Consider the following 11,789-nt stretch of genomic DNA (forward strand, 5'->3'; position numbering starts at 1 on the left):
GACACGGACCGCGATATCGCGTGCGGCAGAATGGGGGCATGACCCTGCTGTTGACCCTGGACGACGGCTCCATCCAGCGCAAACTCGCCGAGGCGGTCGATCTCGCCCGTGCGGCGGTGCTGGAGGACGCCGGTGCCGAACAGGTCGGCGCGCACGTCGGCGTGGACCGGGAGGACGCGGTTTCCGCGAGCCACCTGTTCGAGGCGACCGTGTCGGGTTATCGAGGCTGGCGCTGGTCGGTCACGGTCGCGCTCGCCGGCGAGGAAGAGCCGATCACGGTCAGCGAGGTCGTGCTGATCCCCGGTCCGGAAGCGCGCGTCGCCCCGGCGTGGGTGCCGTGGGATCGCCGCGTCCAGGCGGGCGACCTCGGCGTCGGCGACATCTTCCCGGTGGAGAAGGACGACCCGCGGCTCGTCCCGGCGTACCTGGAGTCCGACGACCCCGCGGTCGAAGCGGTCGCCATGGAGGCCGGTCTCGGGCGGGTCCACGTGCTGTCTCGGCACGGCAGGCTCGACGCCGCCGCCCGCTGGCACAGCGGTGAGTTCGGCCCGCGGTCGGACATGGCGCGCAGCGCGCCGGACGTCTGCGGGAGCTGCGGGTTCTTCGTGCCGCTCGCCGGGTCGCTCAGCGCGGCCTTCGGCGCGTGCACCAACGACATCTCCCCGGCGGACGGTCACGTCGTCGACGTCGAGTACGGCTGCGGCGCGCATTCCGAGATCGAGGTCGAGGTGACCTCGTCGGTGCCGGTGGCGGAACTCGTCTACGACGACTCGCTGATCGACTTCGAGCCCGCGCCGGAGGCCCCCGCCGAGCCGGAGCCCGAGCCCGCCGAGGCCACGGTCGTCGACGAGTCCGAGGCCCCGGTGGCCGAGACGCCGGAGACCGCCGAGGTCCAGCCGGAGGTCGAGCCCGAGGCCGAAAGCGCCAGTGAGCACTGACCCGTTCGGCACCGAGCGGCTCCGCGCCGCCGTCCTGCGGGCGTGGGCGGATTCGCCGACGAGGTTCACCGAGGACACGAACACCGAGAACGACCTTCGTGTCGGCGGCTACCGTGACCGGCTGTTCGTCGAGCTGGCCCAGAACGCCGCCGACGCCGCCCTGGCCGCCGGTGAACGCGGCAGGCTCCGGGTGTCCGTCGTGGACGGTGAGCTGAGGTTCGCCAACACGGGCGCGCCCTTGGACGCCCGCGGTGTCGAATCCCTTGCCTCCCTTCGCGCTTCCGGCAAGGGCGAGGAGACCGTCGGCCGCTTCGGCGTCGGATTCGCCGCCGTGCTCACGGTTTCCGCCGAGCCGAGGATCGTCTCGGTGACCGGTGGGGTCGCCTTCTCCGCGGAACGCACGCGGGCCGAAGCCGGTCGCAGCGGTGACGTTCCCGTGCTCCGGCTTCCGTGGCCGGTCGCCGAAGCCGAACCTCCCGTGCCCGAAGGCTTCACCACCGAGGTCCGGCTCCCGCTGCGTGAGGGCGTCGACAGCGAGGCCTTGCTGGCGGACCTGAAGAACGACATCGGCGATCTCCTGCTCACCTTGTCCTGGCTCGAAAGCATCGAGGTCGAAGGCGGTGCCTGGCGCCGGTCCGAGCTCGGTGACGGCGTCGTCGAGCTCGTGTCGCCGGACGGTTCCGAGCACTGGCAGGTCCATCGCGGCGACGTCGTCTGGGCCGTCCCGCTGGACGGGTCCGGTTCGCCCCGGCCGCTCGGTGACGACGTCCTGCACGCGCCGACTCCCACCGATGACGAGCTTTCCCTGCCCGCCAGGCTGATCGCGACGTTGCCGATCGAGCCGTCCCGTCGCCGCGCATTGCCGGGTCCCGAGCTGACGGCGGCCTTGAAGAACGCCGCGCGGGAGTACGTCGAACTCGTCCGTTCCTTGCCGGGCAAGGAACGGCTGGCGCTCGTGCCCGGCGCGGACTTCCCGCGTTCCACTGTGGACGGAACGCTGCGCGAAGCCATCCTCGAAAATCTCGCCGACTCGCCCTGGCTTCCCGCGCAAGCGGGTGACGACTTGCCGGGGCGTCAGGCGCGTGTCCTGTCGGTGGACGTGCCGGGGCTGGCGCCGCTGCTGACAGACCTCGTGCCCGGGCTGATTTCACTGTCCGGTGTGGACCTTCGCGCCGTCGGCGCGCAGTCGCTTTCGCCCGCCGAGGCCGTCGACCTGCTGACCGGGGCGCAGCGCGAGCCCTCGTGGTGGCGTTCGCTCTACGACGTGCTGCTGCCGGCACTCGAAGCGCACGACCTCACCAAGGACGACCTCGGCGCGTTGCCCGTGCCGATGTCGGACGGCCGTACCTTGCCCGGCGTCCGCGACGCGTTGCTCGTCGGTGGCTCGGCGGAACTACTCGAACTTCTGTCCGATGTGGACATCATCGGCCTGCGGCTCGTACACCCGGCCGCGGCGCACCCGTTGCTGGAACGCTTGGGAGCCAAGCACGCCGAGGCGAGCGACCTGCTCGAAGCCGACGCGCTGAGCGCCGCCGTCGAACGCAGTGTCGAAGACGTCCGGTCCGGTTTGGACGGTACGGCCCTCGCGGGCGCGGTGCTCCGCCTGATCGCCGAGGTCGGCGACGAAGCCCCCGAGTGGGCGGGTGCGCTGGCCCTGCCGAGCGAGGACGGCTGGCGGCGCGCGGACGAACTCGTCCTGCCCACGTCGCCGCTGGGCGACATCTTCGATCCCGAGGTGTTCGAAGAAGACGGCGCTTTGTCCGTACTGGACGAGGAATTCGCCGAGGATTGGCCGGCGGCCACGCTCGTCGCGGTCGGCGTGCTGGATTCCTTCGCGATCATCGCCGACGACGAACCGCTGGAACCCGAGCACGGTCTGCCCGAAGAGCACGACTGGTGGGATTCGCTGGAGCACCCGCCGTCACGGGTGCTCGCCGTGCGCGATCTCGACCTCGTCGGCGACGACGCCTGGCCCGAGGCGCTGCGGTTGCTCGCGTCCCGCCCCGAAACCTGGCGTGCCCTCACCGAACCCGGCGGGCATACCGGCTGGTGGCTCGCGCGGTACGCGCTCCTGGACGGGCACGCGCCGCTCGATTGGCGGATGCCGGAAGCGTCCGCGCTGGCCGGGCTCTACGACGTCGTCCCGGATTCGGGGCTGAGCAAGGAGATCCTGCTCGCCGTCGGCGTCCGGACAGAGCTGGGTGCCGACGCCGAAGACGTCGAAGATCTCTTGGAGCGGCTGGGTGATCCCGAGCGCAAGGTGAGTCCTGGACTCGCTTCCCAGGCGCACGCGGCCCTCGCCGAGTACACAGTGGACGTCGCGCCGCCGGATCGCGTTCGCGCCGCGGACGGTTCGGCCGTCGACGCTCGCGACGCCGTCGTGCTCGACGTGCCGTGGTTCGCGGCCGTGCTGGCGCCGGAGCGGATGGTCGTCGCGGCGAGCGGCGCCGCCGCGCTGGCGGAACTGCTGGACCTGCCCGTGGCGAGCGGTCTCGACGCCAAGGTCACCGAAGACGGCGAGTTCGTGCCGTGGACGGAGCTCTCCGCGCTCCGGCTGGCCGCCGATCAGCTGGGCGTCGAACTGCCCGACGGCGGGGTGCTGCTGCACGAGGCGCTGACGGTGACCTTCGAGGACGCGGAGCACGACGTCGCCTGGTGGTCCGACGGCAGGCTGCACGCCGCCGACACCCCCGAAGGCCTCGGCCGGGCCTTCGCCTGGGCGACGGACCGATGGGCCGACCGGCACGTCCTCACGGCCCTGCTCGAAGACCCCTCGCCTTCGGCCCTGCTCAACTGACGCGTTTAGTCCTCTGAATGCGGTCCTAGAAGCGTTGGGCGCCCTTCGAGCCCCGGCGGGCGGCGGCGCGCTGCCAGGCGATGATCGCGAGACCGATGAAGCCGAGCACGAGGCCGGAGAACGCGGTCTGCACCCAGATGCCGTCGGTCACAAAGAACAGGACCACGGTCGCGACCGCCCAGAGCGAGGTACCTACGATCACGACCGGCGTCAGGTCGGTCAGCCGCTTCGGCAGTTCCGGCGTTGGCCGCAATGAACCGTTTACTTCCCCGGAATTGATCGATTCGCCCACGTGGGGAAGGGTACCCGGCAACGGGCGAAGGGTGGTAAGCGATGGCGGAGCAGCGCACCCGGTCCACACTGGACCGGTTCTTCAAGATCAGCGAGCGCGGCTCGACACCGGGACGTGAGATCCGCGGCGGGGTCGTCACCTTCTTCACGATGGCCTACATCGTGGTCCTGAACCCGCTGATCCTCGGCAGTTTCTCCGCCGACGACGCGGGCGCGCACAAGGACGTCCTCGGCAACATCCTCCCCGTCCCGCAGGTCGCCGCGGTGACCGCGCTGGTCGCCGGGGTGCTGACGATCATCATGGGGCTGGTCGCGAACTACCCGTTCGCCATCGCCACCGGGCTCGGCATCAACAGCCTGATCGCGGTCACCTTCGCCTCCCAGATGACCTGGCCCGAAGCGATGGGCCTGGTGGTGATCGAAGGCCTGGTCATCGTCCTGCTGGTCTTCGCCGGTATCCGCACGGCGGTGTTCAACGCCGTGCCGCCGCCGCTGAAATCCGCGATCGCGGTCGGCATCGGGCTGTTCATCTGCCTGATCGGCCTGGTCGACGCCGGTTTCGTTCGCCGCGTCCCGGACGACGCGAAGACGACCGTGCCGGTCGGGCTGGGCATCAACGGTTCGATCGCGTCGTGGCCGACGCTGGTGTTCGTCGTCGGCCTGCTCATCACCGGCATCCTGGTGGCGAAGCGGGTCAAGGGCGCGATCCTGATCGGTGTCCTCGCCTCGACCGTGCTGGCGATCGTCATCGAGGCGATCACCAAGGTCGGCCCGTCGAAGGGCGTCGACCCGCGGGGCTGGAACCTCGGCTACCCGGCGCTGCCCGATCAGGTCCTCGGCGTGCCGGACCTCTCGCTGGTCGGCGACATCTCCTTCGGCGCCTGGACGCGGCTGCCGATCATCACCGTCGTGCTGCTGGTGTTCACCCTGGTGCTGGCGGACTTCTTCGACACCATGGGCTCGATGACCGGCCTGGCGAAGGAAGGCGGCCTGCTCCCGCCCGACGGCAAGCTCCCGAACGTCGGCAAGGCCCTGTTCGTCGACGGCACCGCCGCGGTGGCGGGAGGTTTCGCGTCGTCGAGTTCGAACACCGTGTTCGTCGAATCCGCGTCCGGCATCGCCGAGGGCGCCAGGACCGGGCTCGCGAACGTCGTCACCGGGGTGCTCTTCATCGCGGCCATGTTCCTGACCCCGCTCTATCAGGTAGTCCCGGTCGAGGCCGCCGCTCCGGCACTGGTCGTCGTCGGCGCGCTGATGATGAGCCAGGTCAAGGAGATCGACTTCGCCGACTTCACCGTCGCGCTGCCCGCGTTCCTGACCATCGTGGTCATGCCGTTCACCTACTCGATCGCCAACGGCATCGGCGCCGGCTTCGTCAGCTACGTCGTCATCCGCGCGGTCACCGGCAAGGCCAAGGGTGTGCACCCGCTCATGTGGGGTATCGCGGTGATGTTCGTGGCCTACTTCGCGGTCGGCCCCATCCAAGCCGCGTTCAGCTGACCTGCGGTTATGCCACCCGTGGGCGATCTCACGGGCCGTTGATCCGATCGTGAGGTATGCTAACTATATGTCCGGAGACACGCACGAGCGCTCACTGGCGAGCCGCCTGCGTCTCGCGGTGGTGCGGCTGAATCGACGGCTGCGGGCCCAGCGTGCCGGTGACGGCATCTCGCTGACCCAGGTGTCCGCGTTGTCGACGCTGCACAAATGCGGTGCGCTGACCCCCGGTCAGCTCGCCGCGAAGGAAGGCGTCCAGCCGCCCTCGATGACGAGGGTGATCGCCGCGCTCGAGGAGATGGGTTACGTCGAGCGCAGGCCGCATCCGACGGACGGCCGCCAGGCCATCGTCGAGTTGTCCGGCCGCGGCCGGGCCTACGTGATCGAGCAGATCACCGCGCGGGAGATCTGGCTGGACAAGCAATTGGCGGAGTTGAGCGCCGAAGAACGTGAAGTGCTCTCTCGCGCCTCCGAGATCATCGACAGGATGGCGGGGAACTAACAGCGGTGACGACCACGGGTAACGAAACACAGTGTCCTTCGAAGACCACCGTTACCCGGGAACCCGCTCCACCACCGCCTCCCGCGCCCGAGAAGCCGCGCGGGAGCATGTTCTCCTCGCTGAAGGTCCGTAACTACCGGCTCTTCTTCACCGGCCAGGTCATCTCGAACATCGGCACCTGGATGCAGCGCATCGCGCAGGACTGGCTGGTGTTCACCCTCAGCGGCAACGACCCGATCGCGCTCGGCATCGCGGTCGCCCTGCAGTTCCTGCCGACGCTGTTCCTCTCGCTGTGGGCCGGGGTGCTGGCCGACCGCGTCGACAAGCGGCGCCTGCTGATCGGCATCCAGATCGCCGTGCTGGCGCAGGCGGTCGTCCTCGGCGCGCTGGATCTGAGCGGGATCGCGGCGCTCTGGCACGTCTACCTGCTCTGCTTCACCCTCGGCGTGACGGCGTCGCTGGAAGTGCCCGCGCGGCAGTCGTTCGTCGCCGAGATGGTCGGCAGGGACAAGGTCACCAACGCCGTCGCGCTCAACTCCTCGATCTTCAACATGGCCCGTATCGTCGGCCCGGCCATCGCGGGTTTCGCGATCACCTGGGTCGGCACCGGCTGGCTGTTCATGGCGAACGCGGTCAGCACGGGCGCCGTCATCACCGCGCTGGTGATGATGAACCCGGACAAGCTCTTCCGCGGCCCGGCCATCCCGCGCGAGAAGGGGCAGCTCGTCGAGGGGCTGCGGTACGTGCGGCGGCGCAGCGACCTGATGACCGTGATGGTGCTGGTGTTCTTCGTGAGCACGTTCGGCATCACGTACTTCACGTCGCTGCCGATCGTCGCCGCGAACGTCTTCCACACCGACGCCGACGGCTACGGCCTGCTGTCGACACTGGTCGCCGTCGGCACCTTCACCGGCGCGCTGATGTCGGCCCGCCGCAACAGCCGCGGTGGTCCTCGGGTGCGGCTGCTGCTGATCTCGGCGTTCCTGCTCGGCGCGTTCGAGGTGATCACCGCGTTCATGCCGACCTACCTGACCTTCGGCCTCGCGCTGATCCCGCTCGGCTTCGCCACGATCACCTTCCTGAACACGGCGAACGCGCTGGTGCAGACCGCGGTCAGCCCGGAGATGCGCGGCCGCGTGATGGGCCTGTACGTGCTGGTGCTGATCGGCGGCAACCCCATCGGCGGCCCGATGACCGGCTGGATGGCCGACGCCTTCGGCGGCCGCTCGCCGTTCTACATCGGCGGCGCGGTCTCGGCGCTCGCCGCGATAGCGTGCGCCGTCGTGCTGATCCGGCGTGGCGGGGTGAGCCTGCCGGTGCGGCGGTTCGGGAACGGGCTGCGGGTGCTGAAGCGGGAGCGGGTGTGAACAGACTCGGCGTCGAGCCGTCGGTGACCGGTGAGGCCCGGTTCCTGGACTGGACGATCGACGGCGTCGCGCTGCGCACGCTGGTTCCCGCTGAGCAGCGGACGTCGCTGTTCCTGGACGACGACAGGTGGCGCGAGTCCGCTGTCGCGCTGCTTCGCCGTCTCCTGGGCCGCCTTCCGGGCGATTTCGACGATGGCCGGGTCGCGCTGCTGGTGTGTCCACTGTGCGGCGATCTCGGCTGCGGCGGGTACAGCGTCGAGGTCGTCTTCGGTGACGACGTGGTCGAATGGCGGGCTTTCGGCTGGCAAACCGACTACGAGCCGTTCGACGACCCGGAGGAGTACCGGTTCACCGGCGCCCGGTTCGAGCGGAAGGCGTACGAGACCCTGCTCCGCGACCTCCTGTCGAACTACCGCGCCTAACGCCCGAGCAGCGGCGGCACCATCTTTTCGGCGATCGCCTGGAGGTCGCCGGTGCCCTTGAACTTCAGCGTCTGCCCGGCCGGATCGCCGGCGAGCTGCACGACGACGCCTCGTTCGTCGATCTGAGCGGGCAACCCGGCGATCGTCGTGGTCGGGGCGACGGCGGTGGACCGTTCGCTGTAGTCCGCGGTCACGCCGTTCAGTTCGCACGCGGCGAAGAACGTCGGCTTCGCGTTGTCGGCGGGCACACCGAGCGCGCGGCCGAGTTCTCCGCACAGCAGCCACGAGATCACCGGGAGCGGCCGGTCCTTGATCGGGCCGGGTTCGGTCTTCTCCAGGGGGATCTCGCCGTCCTTGCCGATTTTCGGCAACTTCGGCCCCGGCGGCGTCACGCCGGCGATCAGTGCTTCGGCGAGTGTCCTCGCCTTCTGTTCGGTTTCGGGGCTCTTGACGATCCTGCTGCGGAACGTCACGTGCAGCACCGGCGTGGCACCGTTGTGCGGCGCGACCTCGACGAGCTCCACGCTCAGACTGGTGCCGTCCTTGTCCGTGGCGACGACCGCGAGCTTGCCGGCGACCGCGGTCTTCGTGGGCATACCCCGGCTCGTGTCCTTGGGCAGCGCGGGGACCATCTGCACGCTGACGTCGAATTTCGTGGTGATCGCGTGACAGGCGGTCGTCGCCTCCCGCAGCGTGCGGCCGCCGAGGATCTCCTCCCAGCGCTGTTCCGGGATCGCCTGGCACAGCACCTGTGCGCCGGTTTCGTCCGTCAGCGCGGCGATCATCTCGCCCGTCGGCATCTGGACCGGCCGGAGCGCCTGTGCCCGTGCGGACGGCCAGACTTCGGGGAGTTCGGCGCCGGTCTCGGTGTCGTCCCGGCTCAGCAGGGTGATCGCGACGGCGATGCCCACACCGAACAGCAGCAGGACACTGACCAGCGCGCAGCCCGCCCAGATCCACATCGGACGGTCGGTCCTGCGCGCGATGGCGCGGTAGTCGTTCGGGGTGGCCACGGGGTGAAGCTAGCCCGTCGTGCGCCCGCTGTCCGGCGAAACGCCAACCCGATGGATGGATCCGCGGGGGTAAACTCCGGTCAGCGCTGGTCAATAGACCGGCGAAGTGGACCCGGCAGCCTTCCGGACGGTGGGTGGGCCGGGTTTCGCGTATCCGGGCTCAGACGATTCGGATTTCTCTAACTCGGCTCTTCCAGTGACCGCCGCGCTAAGCCCTCGCGTCCATGAAGGATTTGGGACGCTCAACGCCCCAAATCCTTCATGGACGACCACAGTGCCGCTTCACCTCCACCTGGCCGACGGCGGCGGCTCCAGCGCCTCCCGCAGATCGCCGCCCACCGCGTCCGCGATGTCTTCGACGGTCCAGCCGGCCCGTTCGAGGACGGGGTCCTTGATCGCGGTCTGCCGAAGGACGCACAGGATGTCGCCGCGAAACCGGAGGATCTGCCCGGTGACGCCCACCGACAGGTCGCTGAGCAGGTACGTCACCAGTGGCGCCACCCGTTCCGGGGTGTGCTCCGGGGTCTGGACGACGGTCGGGTCGTTCCGGGCCATCCGCGTCCAGGCCACCGGCGCGACGGCGTTGACCCGGATGCCGTGCTCGGCCAGGTCGGCCGCCCACGAGGCGGTCATGGAGGCGACGGCGCCTTTCGACGCCGAGTACGCGGCCGCGCGCCGCTGGCCGATCATCGAGCCGGAACCGATGTTCACGATCACGCCGCCGCCCTGCTCGCGGAGCACTTTCGCCGCCGCGGTCCCGCAGAACAGCGGGCCGAGCACGTTGACCTCGACCACTTCGCGCATCAGCGCCGGGTCGTCCGCCCACGGATCGGCTCGATAGTTGACTCCCGCGTTGTTGACCAGGCCGTCGAGTCCGCCGAATTCGGTGACGCACTGGTCGATCAGTCCGGCGGCCAGTTCCGCGTCGGCGACTGAGCCGTGGTGAGCCACCGCGCGTCCGCCCAGTGCGCGGATCTCCGCCGCGACCTCGTCCGCGAGCCCCGCTTCGACGTCGTTCACCACGACCGCCGCGCCCTGTGCGGCCGCGTGGTGGGCGAAAGCCCTGCCCAGGCCCTGTCCGGCGCCGGTGACGACCACGGCCTTGCCGCTCAGAAGACTCATGGAGACCAGTGTGCCGTCACCCGGAAGGGTGAGATCGGCATCTCTCGGCCGAACCCCTTGTCGGGGTAGATGAGGTTAGGCTAACCTCATACATGTCCGCTTCGTGGTGGGAGCGGCAGTCAGTTCGGGAACGGACGAAGCCCCGCGACCGGGTCACCCCCGGAGGCGGGGCTTCGTTCATTCCGGAGGGTTCATGGTCGATGACCAGGCCGATTCGGTCAAGGCACCCGGTCGAGTCGGATCCCGAACTCCTTCCGGTAGACGTCCAGGATCTCCTGATCACCCGAAAGCCCGGTCTCCTCGCGGACGCCGTGGGTGGTGACGATCAACTTGTCACCCGCCAGCGTGATCCGGCCGTGCCTGGTCGGCAGCGAGCAGGTCGGCCCCTGCGTGAAAGGCGAGTCCGGCGACGTCGACTGCCAGAACGCCGTCGGGACGAACTCGTCCAGGTCCCGCGGCCGCCGCTCGATCCGGTACTGGGGATCACCGTCCCGTAGGACGTCGATGTCCCCGTGGGGCGCGTCGAGGAACAGGAACTCACCCTCCGGGTCGGCCTGCGCCTCGGTGGCGGCCAGCCGCAGCGGGAACCGGCTGAACCGGCCGAAACCGACGTCGGCCAGCCAAGGTTCGTCCAGCTCGACGTGGACGACCACATGGTCGAACGGCGGTCCGAGGGTGCCGTCCGGCCGGAACACCTTCGCCGACCTCAGCTCGGCGTCGAACCCCAGTTCCCGCAGCAAAGCCGCGAAGAGCCCGTTCAGCTCGTAACAGAAGCCGCCGCGGCGCCCGCGCACGATCTTGTCGAACAGGGCCCCGGTCTCCAGGACGATCGGCTCGCCGAGGTGCATGCTCAGGTTTTCGAACGGCACCACCGCGAGGTGGCGGTCCTGCAGCGTCCGCAGCGCGGCGACGTCCGCGACGGCGGGACGGCCGAGCCCGAGGCGGTCGAGGTATGCGGCGACGTCCATGCGTCCACCTTCACACCTCGACTCCGCTGGAGGTCAAGGCGGAAAACAAGAACGGGGCCCTCCCGGAAGGAGAGCCCCGCTTCGTGGCGAGAGGTCAGCCGAGCAGCAGGCCGTTGCCACCGGCGACGGCGTTGTCGAACCGCTTGGAGATCTCGGCCCAGTTGAAGATGTTCCAGAGCGCCTTGACGTAGTCCGGCTTCACGTTCTTGTAGTCCAGGTAGAACGCGTGCTCCCACACGTCGACCAGCAGGATCGGCGTGGTCGGGAGGACCAGGTTGTTGTGATGGTCACGCAGCTGCTGGGTGATCAGCGTCTTGCCGATCGGGTCCCAGGAGAGCGCGGCCCAGCCGTTGCCCTGGATCGTGGTGGCGACCGCGGTGAACTGCGCCTTGAACTTGTCGAAGGAGCCGAACGCCTCGTCGATCGCGGAGGCCAGCTCGCCGGTCGGCTTGTCGCCGCCTTCCGGGGAGAGGATCTTCCACCACACGACGTGGTTGGCGTGCCCGGCGAGGTGGAACGCCAGCGTGGTCTGCAGGCCGACGATGTCGCCGAAGTTGCCGGCCTCACGGGCCTCGGCGATCTTGTCGAGCGTGTCGTTCGCGCCCTTGACGTAGGTCGCGTGGTGCTTGCTGTGGTGCAGCTCGTTGATCTCGCCCGAGATGTGCGGCGCCAGAGCGCTGTAGTCATAGTCGAGATCGGGGAGCACGTAGCGGGCCATCGGCCCTCCTTCTGTCTTCGACACAAGTTTCCAAGGACGAACTTAGTCGTCTTCACCCGTTTGCGGCGACCGGGGGCGCCGCGTTTCTCCCCAGGTGGAACGACCCGTTCGTAGCGGCTGTACCCGTTGGGACCACCGCCTGAAACCCACCCTG

11 protein-coding genes are annotated in these 11,789 nt (G+C 69.3%); 6 read left to right on the plus strand and 5 right to left on the minus strand.

Going from position 1 to position 11,789, the window contains the following annotated elements; genetic code table 11:
* Window positions 1–38 precede the first annotated feature (38 nt).
* Entirely contained in the window at window positions 39–938 is a 900-nt protein-coding gene (locus tag DMH01_RS39010) for a DUF3027 domain-containing protein (protein WP_125683910.1), read from the plus strand.
* Window positions 928–3,735 carry a sacsin N-terminal ATP-binding-like domain-containing protein gene (locus DMH01_RS39015; protein ID WP_125683912.1) on the plus strand — a complete coding sequence of 936 codons (2,808 nt, stop codon included), beginning with the start codon at window positions 928–930 and terminating at the stop codon, window positions 3,733–3,735. Before DMH01_RS39010 ends, DMH01_RS39015 begins: the two co-directional genes overlap by 11 nt.
* Before the next feature lie 25 nt (window positions 3,736–3,760).
* On the opposite strand, the gene DMH01_RS39020 is transcribed toward DMH01_RS39015, so the two are convergent.
* Window positions 3,761–3,988, minus strand: coding sequence for a DUF2530 domain-containing protein (locus tag DMH01_RS39020; RefSeq protein WP_125684146.1), 228 nt, complete (start codon window positions 3,986–3,988; stop codon window positions 3,761–3,763).
* 80 nt (window positions 3,989–4,068) lie between these two features.
* Between DMH01_RS39020 and DMH01_RS39025 the strand changes: the two genes are divergently transcribed.
* From DMH01_RS39025 to DMH01_RS39040, 4 genes are all read left to right on the plus strand, one after another.
* The gene (locus DMH01_RS39025; protein WP_125683914.1) at window positions 4,069–5,526 is read left to right on the plus strand and encodes an NCS2 family permease; all 1,458 of its coding nucleotides are present in this window, start codon (window positions 4,069–4,071) and stop codon (window positions 5,524–5,526) included.
* Window positions 5,527–5,593: 67 nt separating this feature from the next.
* On the plus strand, window positions 5,594–6,025 hold the full coding sequence (locus tag DMH01_RS39030) for a MarR family winged helix-turn-helix transcriptional regulator (RefSeq protein WP_125683916.1): 432 nt from the start codon (window positions 5,594–5,596) through the stop codon (window positions 6,023–6,025).
* Between the two features lie 107 nt (window positions 6,026–6,132).
* A complete protein-coding gene (locus DMH01_RS39035; protein WP_125683918.1) occupies window positions 6,133–7,392 on the plus strand; it encodes an MFS transporter in 1,260 nt (419 codons plus the stop codon).
* On the plus strand, window positions 7,389–7,814 hold the full coding sequence (locus DMH01_RS39040) for a hypothetical protein (RefSeq protein ID WP_125683920.1): 426 nt from the start codon (window positions 7,389–7,391) through the stop codon (window positions 7,812–7,814). Before DMH01_RS39035 ends, DMH01_RS39040 begins: the two co-directional genes overlap by 4 nt.
* On the opposite strand, the gene DMH01_RS39045 is transcribed toward DMH01_RS39040, so the two are convergent.
* The 4 genes from DMH01_RS39045 to DMH01_RS39065 all read right to left on the minus strand — a co-directional run bounded on the left by DMH01_RS39045 (window position 7,811) and on the right by DMH01_RS39065 (window position 11,635).
* The gene (locus tag DMH01_RS39045; protein ID WP_125683922.1) at window positions 7,811–8,827 is read right to left on the minus strand and encodes a hypothetical protein; all 1,017 of its coding nucleotides are present in this window, start codon (window positions 8,825–8,827) and stop codon (window positions 7,811–7,813) included. The genes DMH01_RS39040 and DMH01_RS39045 overlap by 4 nt on opposite strands.
* 282 nt (window positions 8,828–9,109) lie before the next feature.
* A complete protein-coding gene (locus tag DMH01_RS39055) occupies window positions 9,110–9,949 on the minus strand; it encodes an SDR family NAD(P)-dependent oxidoreductase (protein ID WP_125683925.1) in 840 nt (279 codons plus the stop codon).
* A 218-nt stretch (window positions 9,950–10,167) separates the two neighbouring features.
* Window positions 10,168–10,917, minus strand: coding sequence for an arylamine N-acetyltransferase (locus DMH01_RS39060; RefSeq protein WP_125683927.1), 750 nt, complete (start codon window positions 10,915–10,917; stop codon window positions 10,168–10,170).
* 94 nt (window positions 10,918–11,011) lie between these two features.
* Entirely contained in the window at window positions 11,012–11,635 is a 624-nt protein-coding gene (locus DMH01_RS39065) for a superoxide dismutase (protein WP_016337537.1), read from the minus strand.
* Between the last annotated feature and the right edge of the window lie 154 nt (window positions 11,636–11,789).

Source organism: Amycolatopsis sp. WAC 04182 (assembly GCF_003947465.1).
In the GTDB taxonomy this organism is placed as follows: Bacteria; Actinomycetota; Actinomycetes; order Mycobacteriales; family Pseudonocardiaceae; genus Amycolatopsis.

Excerpts from the sequence above, each read along its gene's own strand:
- DMH01_RS39030 (WP_125683916.1), top strand. The coding sequence starts at position 5,594 with ATGTCCGGAGACACGCACGAGCGCTCACTGGCGAGCCGCCTGCGTCTC.
- DMH01_RS39065 (WP_016337537.1), bottom strand. The coding sequence starts at position 11,635 with ATGGCCCGCTACGTGCTCCCCGATCTCGACTATGACTACAGCGCTCTG.
- DMH01_RS39010 (WP_125683910.1), top strand. The coding sequence starts at position 39 with ATGACCCTGCTGTTGACCCTGGACGACGGCTCCATCCAGCGCAAACTC.
- DMH01_RS39055 (WP_125683925.1), bottom strand. The coding sequence starts at position 9,949 with ATGAGTCTTCTGAGCGGCAAGGCCGTGGTCGTCACCGGCGCCGGACAG.
- DMH01_RS39025 (WP_125683914.1), top strand. The coding sequence starts at position 4,069 with ATGGCGGAGCAGCGCACCCGGTCCACACTGGACCGGTTCTTCAAGATC.
- DMH01_RS39060 (WP_125683927.1), bottom strand. The coding sequence starts at position 10,917 with ATGGACGTCGCCGCATACCTCGACCGCCTCGGGCTCGGCCGTCCCGCC.
- DMH01_RS39035 (WP_125683918.1), top strand. The coding sequence starts at position 6,133 with ATGTTCTCCTCGCTGAAGGTCCGTAACTACCGGCTCTTCTTCACCGGC.